Origin of the sequence: Arthrobacter sp. MA-N2 (assembly GCF_000517125.1) — a bacterium.
Classification (GTDB): domain Bacteria; phylum Actinomycetota; class Actinomycetes; order Actinomycetales; family Micrococcaceae; genus Arthrobacter; species Arthrobacter methylotrophus.
The window spans coordinates 203,644-228,253 of record NZ_KI912157.1; the positions used below are offsets into that span (position 1 = coordinate 203,644).

Below are 24,610 nucleotides of genomic sequence, written 5' to 3' on the forward strand. Positions count from 1 at the left end.
GTGTGTGCGGTGGCAGAGGTGCGGCGTTTAGGACGTTGGTGGTGTGAGCCGGTTGACCTTCCACGGGGCGTCCTTGCCCGTGCGGAGCAGCTGGACCGTGTAGGTCCCGGCGTTGGTGGGAACCGCGGCTGTGACGCCGTATCCGTTGGCGTCATCGACGGACAAGGTGGCGGCCCCGGTGACGCGGCTGGCCGGGATGTTGGCCGGGTCCACCGCCGAGTAGTCGGCGGTGGCCTGTGGTGTCAGCCAGCGGGCAAGGTCGTTGGCCCATTGCTTTTCCTCCACGGCGGGGCGGGCGAAGTCGGCCATTGCGTTCTGGGCGGTTTCCACGGCTTTGTCTTTGCCGGCCTGGTCCCAGGTGATGCCGGTGGCGGCCGGGGCTGTTCCTCCGGGCGCCTGGGGTCCGCTTCCGACGCTCAGGGAGACGGGGCCGGACGCCGTGGTGGTGGTGCCGGCTGATTCTGCCGGTGCCGTGTCCGCTGCCGGTGCGCAGGAAACGCAGAGCAGGGCCACGGCAGGCAAGGCGGCGGTGAGCAGGGGCACTGTCAGCAGGGTCAGGGGCTTTTTCACTTGTTCTCCTCGTGGGCGGGCAGGTACAGGAAGGCTGAGGGGACGTTGTTGGTGACTGTCCGGGTGTAGTAGCTGTGGTCGTTCGGGGGCGGGTTGCCGTTGTAGCCCTCTTCGACGTAGGTCCCGTTGTCCTTGACCTCTTTGACGACTGCGACGTGGCCGAATGTCGGGTCTGCTCCCCCGGTTCCGGGCGCGTACCAAACAACGGCACCAACCCGGGGGGTGCTGCCGGTAGGCCAGCCCTTGGCGTCCCAGCCGGCCTTCCACGTCACGGCAGAACCCAGCTGTTGCCCGTCCGGGCGGAAGGTGCCGTTGAGGAACTTGAATGGTGCGCTGGCGGATCCCATCTGCTGGTTCACCCGCCACAGGGCGAAGTCCACGCACTCGCGGTAGTACATGCCCAGCGGCGACGTGCTGGCTGTGTTCGCTCCGGCCTGCATCCAGGTCGGAGAGTTTTTCCACGGGTAGTCATCCCCGGCACCGGACTGTCCCGGGACGGCGCAGCCGCTGCCTTCCAGGGAGAACTTCGAGTTCGAAAGGGCCTGAACGAGTTTGACCGCCTCGGGCCAGTACTTCTGGTAGTGGTAAGGATCGGCGTTGCGCTGAACCTTGTTACCGGCGATGGTCGGCTCCAGGAGCTCCCAGCCGGCGACGCCCTGCAGGGCCTTGATGAAGTTCGTTGCGCTGGTGGCGGGGTCCATGCGGTCCGCGTAGGAGCCCCACGCGCCGTTGTCGCGTTGCTGGAACAACCCCCGGGAATCCGGGCCGGGTCCGTCGCCGGTATCCAGCACACGCAAGCCCGACTCCCCCAGGGCGACCATGACGCTGACCATCTGCCCCTGGACGGACAGGTCCAGCGCCTTTCCGGCACCCATGATCGCCGCGGCATTCTTCAGCTGCTCTTCGGTGTAGCCCTCGACTTTGGTGTTGCCGTCGATGACGACAGAAACAGCCGGGCCACAGCTGGCCACCGCCGACTTCGCGGGGGCCAACAGGAGCAGCATCGTGAAGATCAGACCAAGGAACAGCCCGGGGATGGCAAGGAGTGCCACCAGGCCCAGCGACTTACGCTGCATCAGGACAGTCCCCCGGCCCCGTTGCGGACACATGACCTCGTGAGCCGCCAGGGGCCGGCGGCTCCGACGGCCAAGACAACACCAGGACGTCGGATCCGCAGCACCACCCCCGGGCGTCCATGCTTGAAGACCCCGGCCTCCCCGTGGGAGGTCACCAGGCCCGTGCCCTTTAGGTCCGCGAGGGCATTCTGAAGGGCGTCCCCCAGCCCTGTCCGGTGGGCAATCCCAGCCGGTCTTGCCGGCCACCGCACTCCAAAAGGCACCAAACCAGCCATCTCCATCACCTCCCCCTTTGCTCCGGACGGTCCCAGTCCCTACCAGCCAGCCCCGACAAAAATCCATCGATTGGAGCCTGGCAAATCCTCCCGCAAACCAGCGGTATGTTCTTGTCACATCCCCCGAAGAGACCCATCTCACCTACTTAGTGACGGACATCAGTCACAAAACGGGTCAATCGGTATGGTTGTTTGCGATTGAAGCTTAGCGCATAGTTTAGCTATGCGCTAAGCTCTGCGTATGACCAAGTTCAAAAGGTTGGGGCAAGATATAACTCATGCCCCGCTATGTCCGACCGAAAGCGCCAGCCTCCCTGGAGGCGGCAATTGACGCGTTCGGCGGCAATCACGCGAAGGTTGCCGTCCTTGGCTTCCTTGCAGAAAAGGGCCCCGCCACGGCGGCCGAGGTAGCTGACGGCACGGGGCTGGGTCGTCCGACAGTCAAGGCCCACCTGTATCAGCTCGCGGACGCCGGGGTGGTCGTTGCTGACCCGGCGCGAGCGCTTCCTCTGGAGGACCGCACCGGGCGGCGGGTCAAATATTCGGTGGTGACGGATGAGCTCCGCCGCCACTACGAGGCCCTGGGCAGGTCCTTCGGGCTTGTCGAATAAATGTGTGGACCCTCCTGGCGAGTAGCAAAACCAGGCGCCCGTGCGCGGGTACTCAATGGTCAGCGGCGGCGGCTTCCTCGCATAGACAGAGCCGCGTCGTGGAACCCTTAGCCGGCGAGTTCCCAAGCTGGCTCGCTAATGGAGAGGGGCGACACGCTGGGCCGTTTTCTGTAAACAAATCCCCCGAAGCCGTAGCGAGCAATGCTAGTTTCGATTCAGTCGATAGCTGTAAACAGAAACCTCACATTGATCGACTGCACGTGGCACCAACGATGAAGCAGTCACAACGCCTGGTTGTGCGAGATTCAAAGGACCTGACAATGAGCGCAGTAATCAATCGTGGAGGCGGGCGGCCCAGCAAGGGCCTCCGCAAATACATTGGCTTCCGCACACCGGCCAAGACCGCGGAAGACGTTCAAAAGATCGCCGCCGCAAAAGGCATGACTGTCACCGACTACGTTTCCTCTGCCGTCGACCGGTCGCTGCGCGAAGATTTGGCTTTGCTTGGTCAGTTCACGCATCAAGACGAGCTGCCGATCCGCATGGCCTCGTAGATACAAAGAAGGCCCGCACGTAGCGGGCCTTCGAAGCTGAAGATTCACGATCCGGAGCTTGCCGGCGAACAGATCGTAAATCGTATGGAAGTCCTCGACAGGTCTTCATTTGTGTAACAAAACCGATCTTGCAGGATCGGCCATTACTCATTCCCCGAACAGGAACAAAATCATCGTACAACAGCACGCTCTCGTGCTGCCAGCAGCAAACGACGCTGGCGTGTCTCGCGAGCCATCCCCCACCGATATCGCCGCTCAGGCATGGGCCGCCCTGACGCCTCTTCTTGCAGGTCAGCCACGCATCCGACTCTCCCGAGATGGCGGAAAAACCTACCCTCACAAACATGAGCGTGCACTGACTGAGATCCTCCCCACACTTCCTGCTGCCGTCCGCATCTTCGGCACGGACGGCACCTGCGCCGCGATCTTCCTTGACTTCGACTCGTCAGTGGCCGGTGTTGACTGGGTTGAATCTGATGTGAGGGCCGTTCAGACCTGGCTGCACAACTGCGGTGCCCGCTGGATTGAGGACTACTCCCCCAATGGCGGCCGCCACGTCTACATACCGCTGTCTGAGCGCGTCACCTTTTCGGAAGCGCGCGATCTGGTCGAGGCACTGGGCACCCGTCACCGCACCTTGGACAAGTCGCCTCACCAGAATCTTTTACACGGCTGCATGCGTACGCCAGGTTCCCCTCACAAACGTGGCGGCCACCAGCAGCTCGCCATGTCACTTTCCATGGCTTACGACGTTGCCCGCCGTCCCAATTCGGTCTCCATCTGGTCTGCCATGAACGATGATCTGGCCAGTGAGATAGCCGCAGTACGTGCGCTGCGCCTTGAGCAGACGTACATGCCGACGGCCGTCGATGCACCAAGAGTCCAATACCCTGCAGGCCGGATGTCCCGGGCCATGCAGCAGATGGCACGTACCGGGCTCTACGACGCCAACCGATACGCCTCCGACTCGGAAGCCCGCCAGGCAATTGTTGCCGGCGCTGCAGCAGCCGGCATGGAGCTGGTCGAGGTGGAGCGCCGGATCCTGCAAGGGGTCTGGCCTGGGCTCGCTTCTTTCTATGCCCGGTATGCATCCCGCCACCGCATCCCCGCCTTGCGACGGGACTGGATGAACGCGGTCAGCTACCTCAGCAGAAACAAGGAATCCAGAAGCGGAAAGAACAATGACCACATATCCCCCACAAGCCGGCCAAATACACAGCCCCAATGGACTGAAGGAAATCCGATTTCATCGAATCCCGATGCCGAACATCGATTCATCAGAACCTGGCGCAATGCACTCCGCCTAAAGGAACACGCTTACGCCGAGTCCAGGACCGGACTTGCTCGACGCATGGTGTTGCGGTCTTTGGGGGAGGCTGCTCACAAGACAGCGTCAAGGTTTGTGGAATTCGGCGCTCGGTCCATCGCCGTGGCCACCGGCCTGGATCACACAACGGTCGGATCCCATTTGAGAGCCTTGCGCAGCGAGAAAGATCCCTTGGTCACCCTGGTGGAAGAAGGCCGCGGTACCAAAGGGGATCTCTACATGCTGACGGTGCCAGAGGAGGTGAAGACAGCAGCCGAAGACCTGACCTGGCGGAAGGGGAAAATCCATGCCCTCCGTCCGGTCTTCAGGGAGTTGGGCTTGCCGGCGGCATTCGTGTACGAAACACTCGAGCACTCCCCGGCTCTGTCAACGGCGGACCTCGTCCGGATCACCCATCTATCACGCACCGCTGTCAGTGAAGCGCTCGACGTGATGGCTGCCTGGAACATGATCGTTCGGAACAAGCAAAGGGCATGGTCAGTGGTGGCCACGACGTCGCTGAAGGAGCTTGCCGAACACTTCGGCGTCCTGGAGGCCGTCGCTGCGCAGCTTCAGAAATACAAGAACGACCGAATCCTCTGGAGGGAGTGGCTATCCAAGAACGTCAATACTGTCGCTGAGCTGCTCTCCCCCGGCGAAGACTATCCGTGGGAGACGTTTGAGGGCCCACCCGATGAGTGGGCCCTCGCGGACCTTGCTTTCACAAGAGCATCTTAGGGTTGGCATCCGGAGGTCTATCTTCTTTCATGCATGAAAGATTTCATTCATTCATGCCCGTTAGAACCTCATCAGCGCTTTCCGTCATCAGCCCCAGCGGCTAAGAATCGCCTGTTCGGTTGCCTCGCGGATCGAGATGCCTTCTTCGTCTGCCGCCGCGTAAAGCACATCCACAACGTTCTGGGCCAGCCGCGTGCTGAACGGGTATGTCACTTCCCGGCGGCTAGTCTTTGTATTGACTGCTTTCTTGGTGCTCGTCGAAGCCCTGGCCTGTTGGCGGACGGTCGCCGCCTGTTTAACAGCCTGTGTCGCGGCCGGTGGGGCCACCGGCGTTTCGACCGTCAACGGCTGGGTCGCTGGAGCCGGGGTGTCTGGCTCCGACTTAACCACTGGCGCTAGCCTACTGGCGTCAGGCTCGGCAGCCTGTGCGACGACCGGTGCCAAAGTGGCGTCGGATGCCTGGGCGGGGGCCGCCGGCGAGTAGTCCACCGGATCGACCTTCTCATCGGCCGCCGGCCGGGGCCTGCGCTTGAGGACGGGCGGGCGTTCTTTCAAGTCATCGCTCACTTGACGATCTCTTTCATCAACTCGGTGTAGGCTTCCACGACGGGCAGGCCCTTTCGGTACTCGCCATACCATTCCTGTGTCACACGCATCTCCTGGACGATGGTCCGGTGTGGGACCAGTGGGGTGAGCAGCATCCCGGTTTGCCGAAGCTCGTCGATGCTGGACACCGCGATGCGCGACATGACCGTAGAAGCGACGGCGCCGACGACGATGCCGGCCTCCTGTAGATTGTCCGGGGCGCCGATCCGCTTACGGGACATCCGGAACTGTTCGACGCTTTTGCGGGCGCCTGCAACACCATCCACTCCATCGACGGTGGCTCCTGCTGCGTACACAATTGTGTCGGCGGCGTTCAAGGCAGACAGCGTCAAAGGGCCACCCTGGCGGTTCGGGCAATCGATGATGACGACGTCCGCGTTTATCCCGATAAGTGACGTGCGTAAGCGCAACTCCGCATGGTCAGCGCGGTCAGCCTCACGATTTGAGACGCTGCGGGCGGAGGGGACGACACGAAAGTTCGGGAACCACGAGCTCGTCACAGCGAGATCTTCAGCCCAGCCTTCCGGATCGGCGTCCCCCAGGATGGCGCCGACGTGCAGACCTTCCTCTTTGGGTTCAACGCCGATCCACTTGCTGGCTGCGGCCCGCGGGTCGAGGTCGACGAGTACAACTTTGCGCCCTGAAGCGGCGGTGACGGCCGCCAGTGATACAGCAGTCGTTGTCTTGGTGGCACCACCCGACTCGCTGTAAACCATGATTGTTTGCATGCTTGAAAGCATTCCTGAGGCACGTATGCGTTACAAGCAGCCACGCCGCCCGCCCCCTACTGTGACCAAGATGTCATGCAAGCAATCTTTCCTGCCAGCATGATTTCTTTCTTTCATGCATGTTTACATCCCCCAGAAATCCCCTGGTTTTCGGTCATTTCAAGTCGCAGACGACCCCGGCGCCCCACCCGGTGGTGCGCGACTTCCCGTCGATCATTCTCGGTTCATCGAGCATGCTTTCATGCATGAATGACTGCAATCCTTAACACGCTAGGGTTAATTCCCGGCCGGCCACTACCGATTGGTCGCTGGCCGGGAGGATTTCATGCATGCTTGCAAGAATGCATGAAAGAAAGATTGCATGACAGCATGACAGATTTCTTGAATGAATGCAGGAAGGAAGGACTGAAAGAAAGAATGAAACAATGCATTCATTTATACATCTCGAACCTACCGCCCCTGCGGTCGTGTCGACCAGAGCAAGCAAGCTTTCATGCATGAATGAAAGCGTGAATGAATGCAAGTCCATTGGGTTACGGTCGACCGAGCACTCTCCTGGCTGAGCTCGACCGAGGCGCCCTACTCGACGTTGCCGACGTTCCTGTACGGCGACCCGTGGTGGAGAGGCGATGGGGGAGCTCGACAGGGTCCGCAGGATCCACAACGAGCTCTAGGTGCTCCCCTCGCTTTGCAGGCGCTAGGAGGAGAAATGGCCAAAGCTGGCGCCGGGCGTGGTTCCCGGCCTGGTCCGTGCTGCAGCGATGGCTGCGTTGACTTCAGCATCCCAGCAGGGAGTCGCGGAAATGGATGCCTCCGCGTGAGCCGGACCGCACGGCCCGCAGCTGAGTGGGCAGGCCATGGTGGGAGTGCTAGTGGCGCTACACGCGCTCGGGCGTCCTAGCGGGGCGCTTCCTCCGCCGCCTGGCCGCTACGCCGATGTCCTTGCGTCTGTGAAGGACCAGGTGCGCTCGGCGCAGCATCGCGTCCAGCGAGCGGTGAATACGGCCATGCTGGAACTGTACTGGGGGGATCGGGCGAACCATTCTGGACCGGCAGACCGCCCAGCCGTGGGGGAGCAAGGTATTGGATCGGCTGGCCTGTGACCTGCGGCCATGCAGAGAGACGGTCGCGAACAGCTTGGGCGAGCGGGATGGTTCGTTCGTCCAGGTGAAGGCGTCCGTCGTGAATGTCGGTCAGTTGCAGCTTGCGCAGTTGGACATGCCGTCTGGTTGGGGTATACCCCAACCAGACGTCAGGAAGGCGCCGGCATTTATGTCAGGCTCGGGCCTGTTGCGCTATTTATTGACACTTGTTGCCAGGGATCTCGGGGTTCAACCTGACACCCTTCGTTGGGAAGGCAACATGGCCGGTCAGTGCATTCGATACATCAGGGTCAGCAGTCTGCATTAGAACGCCCGGCGCCAGCTCGAGGGGTATTCAGCTGGACAGGATCTTCACGGATATTGCGTCCGGCAAGGACACTTGACGCACCCGGCTCGATGAGCCCTGTCCGGGAACGATGATGGGGTCGGCGTTCTCTAAGTTGCATGCAGTGAGCCAGCCGCGGGTCCTGGGGCCCGTCACGGTCCGTACTGCCCAATGCTGGGACACCACTTCTGCAGAGGACGGGCTCAACCAGTGGGCCAAGCGGACTGGATCATTCGATGCGGCGACCCCTGCCAAGGACGCCTGCAAGGCCAGCGCGGCAGCCCGCGTCGAGGACTGAACCGGGTCAGGAAGGCACGTGCCGAGGCCCGCTCCGGACTCAGTGCAGCCCGGCCATACCCAGAATCCCCAGAACGACAAGGACTTTCGCCGCTTAGCGTTACTGGCGACGCAGATCCTACTCAACCCCCGACTTCGGCGCAGGCAGCCAGCCGGCGCCGGCTGCCGTTCGCGCCGCGGGTGTGATTGCGCTGCATCCGCTTCGCTTCCCTCATCATGGCCCGCACGCTCAGATCGCAAGACCGTGGACGGCGCCGTCAAGATGCCCGGCTGGCCAGAGACCCTGCCCGCACATGACCTGGTCCCTGTCCTGCGCAGGATGCGGGGGTAGCCCTATGTCACTGGGTTGGAAGGCAAGCAGAAGAAACATAAGAAAATCCGGGACAAAGCGATCAGAGAAGTTCGCTTAGGTGAACAATAGCCTCATGAACTTGGACACATTGCTCTCAGGATTCTTGGGCGGCGCGATGCTCGGCGTGGCGAGGATGATTCTTTCGCTCCCAGTAGTGATGAGTATCCAAGATATGAAGTTCTCCCAATTCATATCTTCCCATTGCTTGCTCGCGTTTCTTCTGGGGCTCGTCGGAGCAGCAGTCGCTTGGGAGCTTGATGGTCGGGCAGCCGGATTTGTCGAAGGTATCGGAGCCCTCTCGTTTCTAACCCTCCTGGGAGCAGACTTACCTTCAAGCCTCGAACCGGGAAAGGACACGAAATGAACGGGCCCATTGTCCGGCGGGACGACTTCTGGGGAGATTTCGTCAACGGACTGTTCTTTCGACCGGTGGCCAGATCGATCGACAATGCGAGCCGAAAGACTGCCCGGCCGGGCAAGGAAACCGTCGCCGGAGACGAAGCTCTCAACGAGGAATTGAGTAAAGAACACATCGATACCGCCAGTGCGGACCCCGAAGTTCGAGGAGCGGCCGCCGCTGCTCTCGCCCATGGGTACGACATCTTCTTGCCCGTCCTCGGTGAGAGTGCCACCGGAACTGTCATCCGCTGGCTCAAGCGGGTAGGTGACCGGGTAGAGGTGGACGAGCCGCTGCTCGACGTTGCCACCGACAAAGTAGACACCGAAATCCCCTCTCCGATCGCCGGTGTGATCGAGGAAATCCTAGTTGCCGAAGATGAGACCGCTGAGGTCGGCGCCCCGCTGGTCCGCATCGGCGTCGGCGCCCCGCTGGTCCGCATCGGCGACGGCGCCGGCTCCGCTGAAGCAGCCGCTCCGGCCGCCGAAGCGCCCCCGGTCAATAACGAGAAAACTGCTCCATTGGGGCAAGAGCGGCCGGGCAAGGAAACCGTCGCCAGAGACGAAGCTCTCAACGAGGAATTGAGCAAAGAACACATCGATACCGCCGGCGTAATTCAAGTGCCAGAGCAGCCCCGGCCCCCAAGCCCAGAGGAATTTGGTGGAAACGAGTGGCTCGTTGACAACGTTGACAAACTGTACGAGCGGTATCAGCAGGACAAGAACACGGTCGACGCCAAGTGGTGGCCCCTGTTCGAATCCTTCGACGCCAGTGATGGTTCCTCCACTAACGGGTCCTCGGGCGCAGCGTCGGCTCCGCACCCTGACACCCGCGACCTCCCGTCGTAGCTCCTGGGGGCCGCCGTAGTAGGCCCGGTACTCCTGAGGGTGTCCTGAGCCGCCAAGTTTGAATCCGAGGAACAGGATCCATGACAGGTGTCGATAAACGATCGTTTACCGACACCCGGCCGCGAGGAACGAAACTCCGTGAAATCCCCGTCGACAAGCCGTGTTGGGAAACAACGACGAAAAACCCTGGTCACAGCGGAATCGACGTGCTCAAGAACAAAATTGCCGCCAAATCAGGGAAGACCAATCACTAACGTGACTTTTCCGAGCATTGGTCCTCAACCCCCGAAAACAGCAAGACCCGCACCGGGCGGTGCGGGCCCACCCAACATCTGGCATGGTCTGCGGCCCTTAGATGTCCCACTTCTTGCGGTTGCAGGCGGCGCAGAGCATTAGTCACCTAGGCCTGTGTGAGCGTACAAGCGTCCTATTTTTTATAGGACTTAACTCGGGCTGCCCAAGTCTTCAGCCGAACCAGCTCGGTCTCAAGTTCAATTGGCTCGGGAGGCACGAAGTTGACCTCGGGAGCTTGATCATGACGGACAGCCCATTCTGAGGTTTTTCCATAGCCGGACTGGAAATCGAGGTCATCTTGGTCGGTAAATTTCGGAAGCATCTTGAACATCCTCGGCTTTACCTCATTTGTCCCGCGGTCTACGAGGTGATTGACGATGTCCAAGTTCACAGCTCGTTCCCACGTTTGAGAGAGTCGACCTGCCCAATCCTGGGCGAGGCGAGCGTACTCTTCATCGTCGAGGCTTTGCCGTTCCTTTTTCAGACGAGACAGTCCTTGCTCAAGTTCTGAGATTCGGGCAGGCGTATCTGAGGTCTTCCAGGGATGCTGGTCGACTGTCTTGCCAGGCTGATTACCTACGCGGAGTACGGCTCTTTCGTGAATCTCAACGCCCTGGTCACGTGCTTCTTTGTTCAGTGCGGTTACAAACGTTGCCTCATGGGTGAAGACGATGACTTGTCGGTCTTGAGCAAGTTCAACTATGCGGTGTGCAACGAGCGAACGGCGGCCGGCGTCCAGCGAGGAAACTGGATCATCGAGGACGACACCGGAACGGGACCCGTCGAACATCACCTCTGTTAGAAATCCCGCCAGTCCTAGCGCAGTCTGTTCGCCCTCACTGAGGACGTTACTGATCTGTGCCTTAATGCTTGTGCCCAAGAGCTCTGGCTGGTGCTCAAGAGTTACTGCGCGTCGGCCGCGGGAAGGAGTCAAAGTGACTCGTCTAATCCTTAACCGCTCGGTTTCCCTCGTGAACTGGTCTCGAACGATATTGGTTACATGAGCGGTTGAGAGTTCCGTGGCCTTGCGGGTTATGCCTGTTGTGTCTGTAAGGCGTTTGGCGCTCTCAATACTCTTGAGGACTTTGAGACGCTCAATTTCCGATAGGAGGCTGGCCTTGGAACCTGCCAGCAGGCCTCGCCCCTGAAGCTCAGCAACGTGGTTCCTGGAGTCCTTCCTCTGTTTTAGAAATGTCTCGGCGTCGATGGCCTTGCTGGTATCAGTAAGAACTTTTGCTCTGGCGAGTATCACCGAGCTTATGGAGTCGATGATCTCCTTTGGGAGCGATGGTGCTTCACTGATGGCCCATTTACTGATTAGCGATATGGACGTGATAGCACTCGCAACCCACGTTTCCACCGCTGCAGTCCGCTCGTCGTTGGACTTGAGCTCCACGAGCGCTTCACTGACGACGGCCGGCCGCACTGCCAGCCCTTGAAGCTTGGTACTTAGAGTCTTCAGTTCCCGCTCTGCCGCCATCGCGTCTCTAGACGTGGTGTCGGATACAAAATTATTGAACCGGATCAGCCTGTCAGCGCCGTCGGACCCGAGATCCTGCTGGCAAAGGACACAGACGGCACCCTCATCTACCTTGGGGAAATCGTGATCGCGATAGGCATGGGAGAGGGAGTATTTTTGGGCAGCTTCCCAGAGAGCCCGCCATGCCACCGATCCGACGCCGTCGAGCGGCTCAGCGCCAAAATTGGCAGAGGAGGCAAGCTCGGCTGCCTTCCGCAGACCTTCAGCCCTTTCCCTTTCCGCTAGGACGAGGTCCAAAGCTTCCTTATTGACTTCCTTTGAAAGTTGGTCCACATATGTGTGGACCCTTGACCATAGTGTTGCAAGGCGCGCAAGACGCGTTTTTTCCGTGCTCGGATCACTTCTCTGGAGTCTTGCTTCCTCGTCTAGCCAACTTGCCAATAGGTGCGCGTGGTCCTCTGTCAGTGTTGTCGCAGATTCAACCTGCGCAACCGTTGTTGAGGCGCTAAGGCTGGCAAGAAAACCTTTTGATGTGCTCTCCTCAACCATGAGTGGCAACTCAGGCTTTTCTCGCTGATTAGCACTAGCGCGTTCAGCTAGCTCTTTCTTAAGAAGATCACACGCTGCTGAGAGGCGATCAAGAATAGTTAGCGTGGATGGTCGATAATTCGTTTCCGCTGCAGTAGTGACGTAAGAATCTCCGCACTCCTCGTCGTAAAAAAGGATGGAGGATAGCTCCTTGCTCTGCGGATCGCTGAGACTCCAGTTACCAGCTGCACCAGCAACGGAAAACTCGACAGTCGCCGCCTGTTGCTGTGGATTCGCGGAAAATACGTCAGGAAGCAGCGGTGCCTTGATTCTGGCCGTCACAGCCTCTCTGATCATCCGAGCGTAACCCGATTTACCGCTGCCGTTGTCTCCGTAGATAACCGTCAGTCCCGAAGTCCCGAATGAAAGCCGTTGATCGGGAAGTAGAGCGTTCACTCCACTGACATTTGATATTGCTGCGAGCTGGACTGAGCCTTGCCCAACGGAAGCGCCTGGAATGTCTGACTTTGCAATCGGTTCTATTGTCGGGTGCGAATCAGCTATGAGGTGGTCCGCGATTTCACAGATATCACTAGGCGATAGCTCCTCTCCTCGACAGAAGCGAGCGACCGCATGTTTTTGCCAATCTGGTCGACTGGCCACCCAAGTAGTGAGGTCGTCTTCGAGCGTCATATGCAGTGCCCCTGCTGTGCTGTGGTGGATCGAACAGCGCGGAACACGCTCAGATCGACAATGAAAAGGTTCACCCGCAACATTACGCACTCAATGTTCCGGAACCGACGTTTGTGGACGGGACATTTAAGTGGCAGGACGGCGCCCTTGTGCATCTCAAATACGATCCTTTGATGAGCCGGCCGGCGCTCCGGCCGGTCACTTGTGACTGTTAGTTGAGAATGGCGGTTAAATTGCAGCTCAAAGTGGCGGGTTGAGTCCGTTGGGGCTTCTAGCCCACCCGAGACTTCGACTCGGTCGACAAGCCCGATCACTGATGATTCACTTGCATCCTTGGAGACCCCAGGTGTCTATGGGCGCTTAGTCAACAGCCGATCGACGATTTGGGCGGTCGGTTCCTTCTTGTTGGGCACAAGGGTGATTGGCGATTGAAGGGTGGGGTTGTGGTCGAATTCGAAGACGACGGATTCGATCTGGCGTGACCCGATTGCAGCTGGGAATCGGCTTGGTTCGACGGAGCGGAGGCTTGCCCAGGGGATCGCACCGAGCTCGACGATCTTGCGGCCTCCGCGCCAGAAGCTCAGGCCCTGGGGGCTGGCGGCAACGTCGACGTTAAAGCCCTTCATGTTCGCGCCCTTGAGTAGCGCGGGCGAGGTGACAAAGGAAGGCAAGAGCATGCCGCTCCAGGCCATTGTGACTATTGCCGCTCCAGGGTTGCGTTCCGACACGAGGAGACGGCCCAGCCGCTGGTTGTGGTAGAAAACCATCAACGCGATTGTCATAATCAACCCGCAGATGAGAAATCCAAGAACGATGACCATGACCGCCGAAACCGCGTCACCTAATCGGCGGACCCTGAGGAACTCTGCGGCCCCGAGCAGGACGAACATCAAAACGTGCACGAACAGGATCGTCTTCACAGGAAGAGCTGGCCCGCTGCTGCTTCCTGAGGCCGAATCAGTTTTCGCCCTCTTCTGGCCCTGCCCGTAGAGGCGAGTGGCGGCCTGGTCGAGTTCCGTGGGTTTTGTTGTCTCGTCGGATATCACTGGCCCTTGCCCCCCGTGCTGGCTTGAAATGTTGGTTCGTACACTTTCTCAAGTCGCTGTACTGGAAAACAACACTTGCCACTACTCGAATTCACCCCGTGCGCTATACAACAGCGGCCTCGGCGGGAGCTTGATCCATAAACGACCGTATCTGCTACAAACCAACCGATCCGTTGAAGAGATTCAATACACCCCTGAATTTTGTAGCGAAACCCAGTGCCGTATTCTATGTGCCGGTTCTTCTGCTAGTTGACGGGTATTGGTACATTTGGGCGCATGGGACATCTGTTGGGCTACGCCCGAGTATCGACCGGGGACCAGGACGCGGCCCTGCAGCAGGACGCATTGAAGGCGTCCGGCTGCTACCGGATCTTCACCGACACGGCTTCCGGGTCTCTGGAGTCCCGTCCCGAACTGACGAAAGTTCTGGATCAGCTCCGGCCCGGGGACACGCTGGTGGTGTGGCGGCTGGACCGGCTCGGCCGGTCCATCCGGCATCTGATCGATCAGCTGGCCGATCTCCAGGAACGCGGCATCGGATTCCGGTCCCTGCAGGAAGCGATCGACACGACCTCCTCGGGCGGACGGCTGGTTTTCCACGTGTTCGCAGCCCTGGCGGAGTTCGAACGGGATCTGATCCGTGAACGGACCAACGCAGGCCTTCAGGCCGCACGGGCGCGGGGACGCGTTGGTGGCCGGCCACCGTTGCTAACCAAGGACAAGCTCCGGACCGCCCGACGGATGTATGAGCAGAAGGACATGACGGTCGAAAAGATCGGCGAGGTCCTCGGCGTCAGCCGGACCACCATCTACCGGGCACTCCGGCGCGAACCGGGCCCTGCTGCGCCGCGGCGGCGTTCAACAGCCACACAGAAAACAGTCCGGTGACGGCCGGAGGCAGCAGTACCCTGACGGGGGATGCTGCCTCCACGCCTGACCCGACAGCGTTGGTGCGCTGGCAGATCCTGCGCCGGCATATCGAAGAGGGCGTTCCGCTGACGACCCTGGCCGCGCACGAAGGCATCGGACTTCGGACACTGCAGCGCTGGCACGCGGCCCACAAACGCGACGGCATCTCAGGGTTAGCGACAGCAAAGCGCCGGACCGGTCAACGCAGGACCAACCTCGAACTGCTCGCGCTGATTGAGGGGCTGGCCTTAGTGAAACCAGCCCTGCCGGTGGCCCTAATCGCCCGCAAGGCCAACCGGGTCGCTGCCGGCCACGGCTGGCCGCCGCTCTCCTACAGCACGGTCCGGTCCATCGCTGCCGCCCTTGACCCCGGCATGAGGACGCTCGCCCAGCAGGGCACGGCTGTATACCGGGACACCTATGAACTTGTATGGCGGCACCGTGCCGAGCGGCCGAACGCGATCTGGCAAGCAGACCACACCGAACTGGACATCCTCGTGCTCGACGCCAATCTGAAACCGGCGCGCCCTTGGCTCACCACGATCCTGGACGACTACTCCCGCGCGATCTGCGGCTACACGATCTTCCTCGGGGCACCCTCGGCCATGAACACCGCCCTGGCACTGCGGCAGGGGATCTGGCCCAAAGCCGGGACTGGCTGGCCGATGTGCGGTATCCCGGACGTCCTCTACGTTGACCACGGATCAGACTTCACGAGCAACCATCTGACCCAGACCGCGAAGGACCTTCACTTCGAAATCACCTATTCCACGGTCGCCCGGCCCCAAGGACGGGGAAAGATCGAACGGTTTTTCGGCACTGTTAATACGGAGCTGCTAGCCGAACTTCCCGGCCACCTGAGTCGCGGCAACACCCCGCCGGCCCCGGGAATAACCCTCAAGGAACTCGACGAGAGCATTGGCCGCTTCATCATGGAGGATTACCACCAGCGCGAGCACCCGGAAATCAAGGCAACCCCGCACCATGCCTGGACCGGCGACGGCTGGCTGCCCAGGCTGCCGGCATCGATGGACGAACTCAACCTGTTGTTGCTGACCGTGGCCAAACCCCGCATCGTCCATCGCGACGGCGTGCACTTCCAAGGCCTCCGATACGTCTCACCCTTGCTGGCCGCCTATGTCCGCGAACCCGTCATTGTCCGCTACGACCCGCGGGACATCACCGAGATCCGCATCTTCCACAAGAACCAGTACATCTGCAAGGCCGTCGATCCCGACCACGAAACCTCCACCATCACCCTGAAAGACATCCAGGCCGCGCGGGCAGCCCGTCGCCGGGAGCTGCGCGGGCAGATCAAAGAGCGCATCGCCGTCGTGGCACGGCACCTGCCGGACCTGGCATCAGCGAAACCGGCTCCGGCCCCGGGCCCGGAGGACCAGCCCAGGAAGCGCCCGAAGCTACGCACCTATCTGGAGGATGACCAATGACAGCACAGGCCTTCATCGCCACGAAAGAGCACCGCCGGTTCGTTGAGTTCGCCGACGCGGTGCGCCGTCAGCACACCATCGGCATCTGCTACGGCCAGGCCGGAATCGGCAAGACCCTCTCCGCCAGGCGCTACGCCAACTGGCACAAAGCAGAGAACCTTCTGGAACAGTGGGGTCCCCGCGACGATTCCGACTTCCTGATCTATGCCGCCCTGGCCCGGGCACGCACCGTCTTCTACACCCCGTCCGTGCTCACCTCACCCAAACAGATCCACGCCGACCTCGAGCACATCAGCACCCGCGTCTCTATCTGCGTAGACCAGCACCTGGAAAAGATCGGCAAGAAAACAGCACCGCCTGCCGGCATCGGAAAGCATGTGGAGCTGATCATCATCGATGAATCCGAACGTCTTAGCGCTATCGCGCTGGAACTGCTCAGGGACAGATACGACCGAAGCAATGTCGCCCTGATCCTCATCGGCATGCCCGGCATCGACAAACAGTTCAGCCGCTACCCCCAGCTCTACAGCAGGGTCGGCTTCGCCCACGAATACCGCCCCCTCGAACAAGAAGAACTGCACTTCGTCCTGGAACGCCGGTGGCACAAACTCGGCCAGACCCTGAACCCAGAGGATTTCACCGACGCCCAAGCCATCGCCGCCGTTGCGCGGATCACCCGGGGCAACTTCCGCCTCATCGACCGGCTCTTCACCCAAGTCGAACGGGTCATGAAAATCAACGAACTGGGCACCATCACCGACGACGTCATCGAAGCCGCACGCTCAACCCTCGTCATCGGCATCAGCTAACGGAACCGCCACGCGCAGTAACGGCACCTGGACCAACTCTCAGACGGACGCGAAATTCAAAATCATCAGAACCCAAATACTCATCCGACGAATCGGGGCGAAGTGGCAACCATCGGATATGCCCGGGTCAGCGCTGCAGAGCAGTCTGCCGAGCTTCAAATATCCGCGCTGAGGGAAGCCGGCTGTGACCGGATTTTCACAGATCGTGGCGTGAACGGAACACGGGCCGGCACAGCCGAGCTGGACAACATTCTTGATCAGCTGCGCCCCGGGGACGAGCTGGTGATCTGGAGGCTGGACCGGCTGGGTCGCTCCACGAGGAAGCTCCTCCCGTTCATCGAACTGCTGGAGGCGAAAGGCGTGATGTTCAGGTCCCTGACCGAAGGCGTTACCACCACCGGCCCAAACGGCAAGGTCATGCTGACGATCCTGACCGCTCTGGCCCGGCTCGAACGTGAGACGACAACCGAGCGGACACGGGCAGGCATGGCCTTCGCGGCAGCTCACGGACGCCAAGGCGGACGACCCGTCGTCACAGCAGAAAACCCGGCCGTGAAACGCGCCCACGAACTCAAAGCATCAGGGCTCAAACCCGCCGACATCGGAAAGATAACCGGACTCAGCCGGGCGACGATATACCGCTACCTGAACATCGGGAGGGACGAACGAACCTGAGCGGGACCAATCCGACGACCGAAGCTTCGACAGTCCCTATGACGCAACGAACCATGAAACCGCCAACTTGAACTGCGATTTAACCGCCATTCTCAGCTAACAGTCACAGGTCACTACACAGTGGTTCATGATTTTTCAGGTCACGATATGTCCCAACAATGTGTCTCACTCTGATATTCTCAACATCACTAATTTTCGTCCTTTGATAAGACTGGGGAGTGGGATGGCGCGTCTTGGGTACGCACGAGTCAGCTTGGCGGATCAAAGCACTGATCTGCAGATCCGTGAGCTGGAGGCTGCGGGCTGCGATCGGATTTACCGGGATCAAGGAATCAGCGGGACCCGGGTAAGCCGTCCGGAGTTGGATAGGATGCTGGACCGTCTCGGCCGCGGAGATGAGGTGGTGGTGTGGAAGCTGGACAGGCTCGGGCGCAATACCCGCCACCTGCTGGAGTTGCTGGATGATTTCAAGTCGCGCGGCATCAAGTTCCGATCGCTTCGGGATGGCATCGTTACTGAACCTGATAGTGAGGTCGGGGGAGCGATCGCCCAGGCCATGGTCACGATCATTTCCGCTTTCGCCCAACTCGAACGCGACCAGCTTTCCGAGCGCACTCGGGCCGGCATGGCTGCTGCGGCCGAAAATGGTCGAAAGGCAGGCCGACGGGAAGTCACCGCTGACCATGACAAGGTGAAGCGCACACGTGAACTAAAGGCGCGTGGTCTCAAACCAGCTGACATAGGGAAAATCATCGGGGCGAGCCGTGCCACGGTGTACCGGTACCTGAGCATGGAATCCTGAGGCGAAGAGGGTCGCCGTCCCGAAGCTACCTCTGTGACTGTTGTGCAAGGGCGAGATTTTGGGACAACATTCGGGATGGTCAGATTATGCTGGGACACCTGGACCAGGTTTGAAATCTAACTGGACCAGGTTTGAAATTTAAACTGTTCCCTTTGGGTAGCGCTCTCCCAACAGGTCCGGGAGATTGTCATGGAGTCCTTGTCTCCGACGGGCAGCTGAAACGTCAAGAACGTGGCCGTTCTCGAGGAGGGTCGTTGCAATGAATATGGCATTGGCTAGCTCCTTCGCCGTCATGTTTTCTACCGGCTTCACCCCAGACATTTCCGTCACTTTTTCAGGGGAGTGACTCCTAGCCGCCAGCACTCGGAGGCGGGCCTCCGACCAACTTTCCTGCTGGGCCAACTGCTTGGGGGGCTGGTCCGCCTTGCTAATAGGTGGGATTGCGGGGGGTGATGCTGCTGAGGGTTCTCTGGTCGTTGCAGCTGTTGCGGGAGGTGGCGATTGTTTGGCGTGCGGTTGCCTTTGTGCCGCATTCTCTGACCTTTGCAGGTGCTTGTCATCTGCCCTATCTCCCGTCTTATACGGTTGCGGCCCGGTTGCCGCCTTTGCCGCAGCCCTTGTTCCTTTCGGGGGAATGGGAGAAAGCGCGTCAGTCAGGAGTTCACGGCTGTGCCAAACACGTCCGACCTGACCATCAGGAAAAGATGCGGCCGTTGGAACCTTGGGTGACTGGCTGCAGAAACCGGTGCCCTGATCCCTACATATATGTGTGGCCTCTAAGGCCAACGCTTTTAGCGGAATGGGAGCAGCCTGTGGAATGACGTACTCGTGCCAGTTGCGGATTTCCTTCATCATGGGAATGTCGCCCTGGAGATAGCCGCAGCTGGGGCACGTGTAGCCAAGGTAGGCGTGACCGGCTGCATCGCTGTTTTTTGTACGAAGCGGTGCCGGCCTGGCCAAGTCGCTATCGGCGTACATGGCTTTGAGGATGACCGGCCAGGCGGCCCTCTCGGCGCGGTCTTCCAAGTGCAGCCGGCCGAAGTACTCTGCGCCTACGGTGCCCTTCAAGCCGCATCGTGTTTCAACCTGGATGCGTTCAAGGCGGCAAATCGTCATCCATGCTCGGCATTCACTGCGAAAGCACCTCTTCATGCCGGTCGAGATGCTGAATGCTGTAACGGTAGCCTCAATGAACTGCATATGGTGTCCGGTCAGAACCCCCCGGATAGCTGAAGTCAGATCCACATCTCCGGCGCGTTCACCCAAGCTGGTTGCAGGGGTCTCGATGATGACTTCATCCGAGGAACCCTTGATCACATAGGAAGGTACTTGGGCCGCATTCCGTTTGTTGTGTGGGGCGACGAGCCAGATGCATTCGATGCCAGAGGCTTCGTAGCGTTCTTGTCTCCGGACGAATTCCGTGGGTTGCTGTGGGGAAAGCTGTATTTCGATGGCGACTCTTCGTCCGTCCTTTTCCGCTAAGACATCCGCGATCCAGCTGCGCTGGGGACCAGGGTATTCGATAGTGGATGCCCAGCCGCATGCTTTGGCTGCAGCTTCCGCCGCAGCCTTGAGTGCCAGATGTTCCGCGCTTTCCGGGGCACCCGCATGAAGTATGCAATCAGCGCCCCGCTTATGCGCGAAGTACTGAAAACCGAGTTTGGATGTTTTAGGGACACCAGGCTGACCGCAGGTCATCGTAAGAGTTCCCTGCTTATAGGCAGATTTGAGAACGGCCCATTCATCTTCTGCTAGCTGATGGGCTTCGGTCCTCGAACCGTTGAAATGTGCGACGAGCGGCATGATGATTCCCCAAGGTCTGGCCAGACCGTCTCGCCCTCTATAGCTTCCGGCGGGAACGACTGGCGGCCAACTTAATTGCAGACAGTGTGACATTTGCCACTGACAGAATTACGGGTGCAGGGGAGCGGTCCCTTGTCACCGTCCCATTTCCAAGGAAATGGGACCGCTGCCTGATACGGCAGACTTGCGAGGTGAAAAAATTTTGGCAGGCCGCTTGGGCCACAATATGGACTAATCGAACAGGTCTAGAAGGCCCGGTCCTCCTGACAGTGTCGTCAGGGGCAATCTAGACCCGGTCCTCCTGAAGGTGTCGTGAGCCGCCCAAGTTTCGTTAGTGCGCGGGTGAGCGGATCTTCCGGGGCTGAGCGGCGGATCTTCCTTACTCAGTACATGCCTGCACGATTCGTCTGTGGTGCTCTACTGGGGTTCCGGTTGAAGGTATTGGTAGACGGTTTGGCGGCTGACCCCGAATTCCCGGGCGAGTGCGGCTTTCGCCTCTCCGGCGGCGGCGCGCCGTACCAGGTCGGCCGCCTGCCCGGCGTTCAGCGCCTTGCCCCTGCCTTTGTAGACGCCGGCCTTTTTGGCCAGCGTGATCCCTTCACGTTGCCGTTCCCGGATGAGGGCCCGTTCGAACTCGGCGAACGCCCCCATCACCGACAACAGGAACGTCGCCATCGCGGTGTCGTCTCCGGTAAAGGTCAGGTTCTCCTTCACGAACCGGACCTGCACCTTCTTCTCGGTCAGCCGGCGGACGATGGCGCGGAGGTCATCGAGGTTCCGGGCCAGGCGGTCCATGGAGTGCACCAGGACGGTGTCGCCGTCTCGGGCGAAATCGATCAATGCTTCCAGCTGCGGGCGGTTTTGGTCCTTCCCCGACGCGCGGTCCATGAAAACCCGGTCGAGATGCTCGCCGTCGAGTTGTCGGATCGTGTTCTGGTCCAGTGTGCTGACCCGTATATAGCCGAAAGTCTGGCCAGTCATTGTCTCCCCATGGTGTCAGGGAAACTCTAAGAGTCTGTCACTCATGTGTCAAGAAATGCCACTTTGGACCCCAGCCTGACACGTATCCATTGGGATCGTTTCACGCCGGGTTTACGTCAGTTTGGGGTGTACCCCAACCCGACAAAGCCACAACGCTCAAGATCGCTGTTTCAACAGTGCTCTGGCCTCTTTGCCGAACAACGGATCATGCCGTAGCGACTCCACTGCATTGCGCCCAATATCGCCACCGACGCGCACGATCGTGCTGAGGAAGAGGATCCGCGAACTTCCGCGTGTGGTTTCATTCAGCAGATCCAACAATGCATTGAGGTTTTCCGGGGTCGCAGAGGCTGCCAACGCAACTGCCAGTCCCTGCTCCTCGTCCGGTCCTGTCGCGCGCAAGTAGAGCTCACGAAGACGGGGCCAGTAGATCTGTGCTGGTTTGACGGCCAGGGCACGCCCCAGGCCCTCCAACACTCGATCCGGGTACCCACCACGTTCCAAATGTTCGAAGAGCACAGGTAAGGCGGCAGGATACGGGTCAGCGGTGTTCACCAGATCCCATACAGACTTGACGTCGAGGCCAACTCCGCGCAGATCCTCCACAATTGGCTGCTCAGCCTTTCGGAACAGACTCACCCTCGCTTGATGCTCGGCGTCAAAGGCTGTCTTCTTGCTCTGATACTCCTGGTCCTTCTGAAGCTGAGCCATGAACTCAGTCGCGCTCATCGCACCGGACTTCTTATTCGAACGGGTCACGGGATGAATTTTAGATTGAATCTGGGGGTGTCGGCGATCGCGTCCTGCAGAGGTCCCGAAAGCGTCGTTGGGTTCGCGCCGCCACGCACGTAGAGGTCAAAGACTCGCCCAGTATCTTTCGCGAACTTCAGACTGTCTTTGAGTTGTCGGGTAAACGATTGCCGAGCCACATTTTTGACCTCAGAGACCGCTTCATCGGTGAGGCCGTCGAAGATGCGTTTCCGACCATCGATTTCTGCCGCCTTCTTCAGACCGATATCGAAGGCACCTCTAACTGCATCTTCGCCCGCCTGGCCAAGACGGACAATCTCAGCACCATTCTTCGCTGCGGCTGCCGATGCAAGATTCGCGTTCCCGACTGCCGCGGTAGCGGCTTCGCTGGCGGCGTGCATGATGGCGTTGGCGGCTGCGAGTGCTGCCCCGTCGTTCCGGGCCCCGTGGTCGTTGGTTGACGAGGGCCTTTGGGGGATGGCGGGGAAGTATGTTCCTGTGGCCTGGGGGTAGTCGGCGACGTAGCCGTCGTCCGCACCTATTGCGCCGACCATTGGGGTGTCATATGAGATGGTGCTGTCCGCGGATGCGGGTATCGCGGGGGATCCTGAAACGCCGTTTCCTAACGATGACCCGTCTGATGTTCTGGATGAGCTTTGCTGTTCCCAAGGCCAATGGATCGTGGGCAATTGGATCGACGGCAGCTGGATTGGGTGTGCGCTGAGCTGGGTTGAGAACCAGTCGATAAGGCCGCCGGCTAACGCCAAACCCCCAAGTGCGAGGGCGTCGTCGCCGCCCCAGTCGAGTCCTGAGGGGTCGCTGTGGTTGACGGGGTCCTGGCCGGAGTAGGCGTAGGGGCTGTATTTGTTCGGTTCGGTTGGATCCAGGAGGGGGTCCGGGCTTGTGAAGGCACCGGTGACGGGGTCGAGGTCGCGGGCTCCGAGGTGGGTGAGGGTGCTGATCGTGTCGGAGAGTCCGCCGATGTACCCGTTGACGGCGCCGTAACCTGCCGGGTTGGCCGCGTTGGACCCCACACCTGTGGTGGCACCCGTGGCGGTGGCGTACGCGCCGCCACCGGCTGCTGTCTGGGTGGGGCCGCGGGCGAGTCCGATCGGGTCGGTGTAGCGGGTCTGGGCGGTGACCGGCGTGGCCCCGCTGCTGGGTTGGAGGATGGTCTGTGTGGTGTCGACGCTGTCGCTGAGGATGAAGGCGAGTTTCACGGTCCCGCCGGCGGCGGTGCGTTGGGCGACGGTCTTGCCGGCGAAACCGTAGGTCTTGGTCGCGGTCTTGACTCCGGCCGGGGTGGAGTGGGCGGTGATGGAGCCGAGCGTGACGGTGGTGCCGGTGCCGTCGGTGATCCCGACGAGGTTCCCGCCGGCGTCGTAGTAGCGGGTCCCGGTGCTGCCCGCGGTTCCCGATACGGGTGCCGGCGGGGTGCCTGCCGTGGCGGAAGGGTTCGGGTTCGCGGGCAGGGTGCTGGTGCCGGTGGTGGTGGCGAGTTTCCCGTCCGCGGTGTAGGCCAGGGTTTCCCCCGCACGGCCGGTCATCCGGCCAGCCGCGTCCCAGGTGAAGGCGCTGGTCGTGGGCGACCCTGTGGCGGGGGTGGAGGTCATGGATTGGAGCTGGTGCGGTCCGGGCAGGCCGCCGGTCACGGGGCCGTTGAAGTAGCCCATGGTGTCGGCGATGAGCTGTACCGTGCCGGGGGAATCGTTCGTGAAGGAAATCGTCCCGTCAGATCCCACGGCGGTGATCGCGAAGTTGGGGATGATCTGCCCGGCCGTGTAGTTCCCGGAACTGCCTTCACTCCTTCTTCACTGAAGTCCTCCGCTGCCGTGACAGTCCAGCTCCCGCAGAATTGCGCCGAGGACTGCAACTGCTCCAGGACCTCCATGAACCCAATGAAACGCGTCTGGGTTTGACGGCAGAAGGCTGCCGCGGCAGAGGCTTCGGAGCGGACATGGGCCAGCTTCTCTGGGACGAGCTTCAGACACCCGTTTGTAGGAGTGCAGCACTTTCCAGGCTTGAAGACCTTGCCCTGTTCGTCCCAGGCGTAGGCAAAGACCTGACGTCGGATATGACGACTCGCGTCATTTTCGCGGTGCTGATCGAGTACACCCGGGAAATGATGAAAACCTACCCGTCACTTGCGCAGGGCGCGATCAGCAGGACGGTCAGTACATGGGATCCGCAGGCCCTTGACTGGTTCGAGCAGGATGTACTTTTGCCGTGTGCCGACGGGAAACAGCTTCTGCTGGTCCCGGCGGAATGGACGCGCGGGAACCTGCTCATGGCCAGCCGCTCCTTTTACAACCGCAAAGCCACCGAAACGCTGCAGGAAGAGCAAACGGTCGAGCGGGGAGAAAAGAAGCTTTCCCCTTCTAAGCGGTTCCTTAAACAGCAGCACCCCGAAGTGAAGAAGCTGAATGGGTCCCAAACCGTCATCTATCTTCGGGATCACAACCGGAATCTGGTGGAGGAATTCCGTACGGATGTCGACCGGAACTTTGAAGCAATGTCTTCCGAGGAAGCTGCACGTAGGATTTCCCGTCGCGATCAGGGAGCTGCCTAGGGACCGTGAGGGCTTGTTGTCCTTTACCTAGGGAAGC

21 protein-coding genes and 1 pseudogene are annotated in these 24,610 nt (G+C 60.3%); 12 read left to right on the forward strand and 10 right to left on the reverse strand.

Annotated features, from left to right (window positions below):
- Positions 1-27: 27 nt before the first annotated feature.
- Positions 28-570: a hypothetical protein gene (locus A3M3_RS0122550; protein WP_051423509.1), complete on the reverse strand. Its 543-nt coding sequence runs from the start codon at positions 568-570 to the stop codon at positions 28-30.
- On the reverse strand, positions 567-1,646 hold the full coding sequence (locus tag A3M3_RS0122555) for a CHAP domain-containing protein (protein WP_028268200.1): 1,080 nt from the start codon (positions 1,644-1,646) through the stop codon (positions 567-569). Before A3M3_RS0122555 ends, A3M3_RS0122550 begins: the two co-directional genes overlap by 4 nt.
- 553 nt (positions 1,647-2,199) lie before the next feature.
- Between A3M3_RS0122555 and A3M3_RS0122565 the strand changes: the two genes are divergently transcribed.
- From A3M3_RS0122565 to A3M3_RS0122575, 3 genes are all read left to right on the forward strand, one after another.
- Entirely contained in the window at positions 2,200-2,532 is a 333-nt protein-coding gene (locus A3M3_RS0122565) for a helix-turn-helix domain-containing protein (protein WP_028268202.1), read from the forward strand.
- Positions 2,533-2,852: 320 nt separating this feature from the next.
- Complete coding sequence (locus A3M3_RS0122570; protein WP_028268203.1) at positions 2,853-3,086, forward strand: hypothetical protein; 234 nt, start codon at positions 2,853-2,855, stop codon at positions 3,084-3,086.
- A gap of 193 nt (positions 3,087-3,279) precedes the next feature.
- Positions 3,280-5,130 (forward strand): helix-turn-helix domain-containing protein, encoded by a 1,851-nt coding sequence (locus tag A3M3_RS0122575; RefSeq protein WP_231497408.1) that lies wholly within the window; start codon positions 3,280-3,282, stop codon positions 5,128-5,130.
- Between the two features lie 87 nt (positions 5,131-5,217).
- On the opposite strand, the gene A3M3_RS0122580 is transcribed toward A3M3_RS0122575, so the two are convergent.
- Both A3M3_RS0122580 and A3M3_RS0122585 read right to left on the reverse strand, forming a co-directional pair.
- On the reverse strand, positions 5,218-5,697 hold the full coding sequence (locus A3M3_RS0122580) for a hypothetical protein (RefSeq protein ID WP_028268205.1): 480 nt from the start codon (positions 5,695-5,697) through the stop codon (positions 5,218-5,220).
- On the reverse strand, positions 5,694-6,464 hold the full coding sequence (locus A3M3_RS0122585; RefSeq protein ID WP_028268206.1) for a ParA family protein: 771 nt from the start codon (positions 6,462-6,464) through the stop codon (positions 5,694-5,696). The genes A3M3_RS0122580 and A3M3_RS0122585 overlap by 4 nt, the downstream gene beginning before the upstream one ends.
- Positions 6,465-8,016: 1,552 nt before the next feature.
- On the opposite strand from A3M3_RS0122585, the gene A3M3_RS0122600 reads away from it, so the two are divergent.
- The 3 genes and pseudogenes from A3M3_RS0122600 to A3M3_RS27750 form a co-directional block, all read left to right on the forward strand.
- Entirely contained in the window at positions 8,017-8,190 is a 174-nt protein-coding gene (locus A3M3_RS0122600) for a hypothetical protein (RefSeq protein ID WP_155854524.1), read from the forward strand.
- Between the two features lie 424 nt (positions 8,191-8,614).
- Positions 8,615-8,905 (forward strand): hypothetical protein, encoded by a 291-nt coding sequence (locus A3M3_RS0122610; protein WP_028268209.1) that lies wholly within the window; start codon positions 8,615-8,617, stop codon positions 8,903-8,905.
- A 236-nt stretch (positions 8,906-9,141) separates the two neighbouring features.
- Positions 9,142-9,495, forward strand: a pseudogene (locus tag A3M3_RS27750) (biotin/lipoyl-containing protein); the annotation flags it as partial.
- A gap of 718 nt (positions 9,496-10,213) precedes the next feature.
- Here A3M3_RS27750 and A3M3_RS28320 read toward each other — a convergent pair.
- On the reverse strand, positions 10,214-12,781 hold the full coding sequence (locus A3M3_RS28320) for an AAA family ATPase (RefSeq protein ID WP_155854525.1): 2,568 nt from the start codon (positions 12,779-12,781) through the stop codon (positions 10,214-10,216).
- Between the two features lie 350 nt (positions 12,782-13,131).
- Positions 13,132-13,701 (reverse strand): hypothetical protein, encoded by a 570-nt coding sequence (locus tag A3M3_RS0122630; protein WP_028268212.1) that lies wholly within the window; start codon positions 13,699-13,701, stop codon positions 13,132-13,134.
- Positions 13,702-14,103: 402 nt separating this feature from the next.
- Here A3M3_RS0122630 and A3M3_RS0122635 point away from each other — a divergent pair, with 402 nt between their 5' ends.
- The 5 genes from A3M3_RS0122635 (at position 14,104) to A3M3_RS0122655 (ending at position 18,470) form a co-directional block, all read left to right on the forward strand.
- Entirely contained in the window at positions 14,104-14,715 is a 612-nt protein-coding gene (locus tag A3M3_RS0122635; RefSeq protein WP_028268213.1) for a recombinase family protein, read from the forward strand.
- Complete coding sequence (locus A3M3_RS0122640; protein WP_231497409.1) at positions 14,712-16,184, forward strand: Mu transposase C-terminal domain-containing protein; 1,473 nt, start codon at positions 14,712-14,714, stop codon at positions 16,182-16,184. The genes A3M3_RS0122635 and A3M3_RS0122640 overlap by 4 nt, the downstream gene beginning before the upstream one ends.
- Positions 16,181-16,993 carry an AAA family ATPase gene (locus A3M3_RS0122645; protein WP_028268215.1) on the forward strand — a complete coding sequence of 271 codons (813 nt, stop codon included), beginning with the start codon at positions 16,181-16,183 and terminating at the stop codon, positions 16,991-16,993. The genes A3M3_RS0122640 and A3M3_RS0122645 overlap by 4 nt, the downstream gene beginning before the upstream one ends.
- Positions 16,994-17,095: 102 nt before the next feature.
- Complete coding sequence (locus A3M3_RS0122650) at positions 17,096-17,668, forward strand: recombinase family protein (protein WP_028268216.1); 573 nt, start codon at positions 17,096-17,098, stop codon at positions 17,666-17,668.
- Positions 17,669-17,795: 127 nt separating this feature from the next.
- Complete coding sequence (locus tag A3M3_RS0122655) at positions 17,796-18,470, forward strand: recombinase family protein (protein WP_231497410.1); 675 nt, start codon at positions 17,796-17,798, stop codon at positions 18,468-18,470.
- A 138-nt stretch (positions 18,471-18,608) separates the two neighbouring features.
- Here the strand turns inward: A3M3_RS0122655 and A3M3_RS0122660 are convergent, their stop codons facing one another.
- From A3M3_RS0122660 to A3M3_RS26610, 4 genes are all read right to left on the reverse strand, one after another.
- On the reverse strand, positions 18,609-20,273 hold the full coding sequence (locus tag A3M3_RS0122660) for a competence protein CoiA (RefSeq protein ID WP_197023373.1): 1,665 nt from the start codon (positions 20,271-20,273) through the stop codon (positions 18,609-18,611).
- Between the two features lie 417 nt (positions 20,274-20,690).
- The gene (locus tag A3M3_RS0122675; RefSeq protein WP_028268219.1) at positions 20,691-21,254 is read right to left on the reverse strand and encodes a recombinase family protein; all 564 of its coding nucleotides are present in this window, start codon (positions 21,252-21,254) and stop codon (positions 20,691-20,693) included.
- A 156-nt stretch (positions 21,255-21,410) separates the two neighbouring features.
- A complete protein-coding gene (locus A3M3_RS0122680; protein WP_028268220.1) occupies positions 21,411-22,013 on the reverse strand; it encodes a hypothetical protein in 603 nt (200 codons plus the stop codon).
- Positions 22,010-23,746, reverse strand: a complete 1,737-nt coding sequence (locus A3M3_RS26610) for an RHS repeat-associated core domain-containing protein (protein WP_035743722.1) — start codon at positions 23,744-23,746, stop codon at positions 22,010-22,012. Before A3M3_RS26610 ends, A3M3_RS0122680 begins: the two co-directional genes overlap by 4 nt.
- A 215-nt stretch (positions 23,747-23,961) precedes the next feature.
- On the opposite strand from A3M3_RS26610, the gene A3M3_RS0122690 reads away from it, so the two are divergent.
- Positions 23,962-24,573, forward strand: coding sequence for a hypothetical protein (locus A3M3_RS0122690; RefSeq protein WP_155854526.1), 612 nt, complete (start codon positions 23,962-23,964; stop codon positions 24,571-24,573).
- Positions 24,574-24,610: the final 37 nt, after the last annotated feature.

Bases quoted from the DNA above. Each gene is read 5' to 3' on its own strand.
- A3M3_RS0122675 (WP_028268219.1), bottom strand. From the start codon at position 21,254: ATGACTGGCCAGACTTTCGGCTATATACGGGTCAGCACACTGGACCAG.
- A3M3_RS0122555 (WP_028268200.1), bottom strand. From the start codon at position 1,646: ATGCAGCGTAAGTCGCTGGGCCTGGTGGCACTCCTTGCCATCCCCGGG.
- A3M3_RS0122645 (WP_028268215.1), top strand. From the start codon at position 16,181: ATGACAGCACAGGCCTTCATCGCCACGAAAGAGCACCGCCGGTTCGTT.
- A3M3_RS0122565 (WP_028268202.1), top strand. From the start codon at position 2,200: ATGCCCCGCTATGTCCGACCGAAAGCGCCAGCCTCCCTGGAGGCGGCA.
- A3M3_RS0122610 (WP_028268209.1), top strand. From the start codon at position 8,615: ATGAACTTGGACACATTGCTCTCAGGATTCTTGGGCGGCGCGATGCTC.
- A3M3_RS0122655 (WP_231497410.1), top strand. From the start codon at position 17,796: ATGATTTTTCAGGTCACGATATGTCCCAACAATGTGTCTCACTCTGAT.
- A3M3_RS0122690 (WP_155854526.1), top strand. From the start codon at position 23,962: ATGGGCCAGCTTCTCTGGGACGAGCTTCAGACACCCGTTTGTAGGAGT.
- A3M3_RS0122585 (WP_028268206.1), bottom strand. From the start codon at position 6,464: ATGCAAACAATCATGGTTTACAGCGAGTCGGGTGGTGCCACCAAGACA.
- A3M3_RS0122570 (WP_028268203.1), top strand. From the start codon at position 2,853: ATGAGCGCAGTAATCAATCGTGGAGGCGGGCGGCCCAGCAAGGGCCTC.
- A3M3_RS28320 (WP_155854525.1), bottom strand. From the start codon at position 12,781: ATGACGCTCGAAGACGACCTCACTACTTGGGTGGCCAGTCGACCAGAT.
- A3M3_RS0122635 (WP_028268213.1), top strand. From the start codon at position 14,104: ATGGGACATCTGTTGGGCTACGCCCGAGTATCGACCGGGGACCAGGAC.
- A3M3_RS0122660 (WP_197023373.1), bottom strand. From the start codon at position 20,273: ATGCCGCTCGTCGCACATTTCAACGGTTCGAGGACCGAAGCCCATCAG.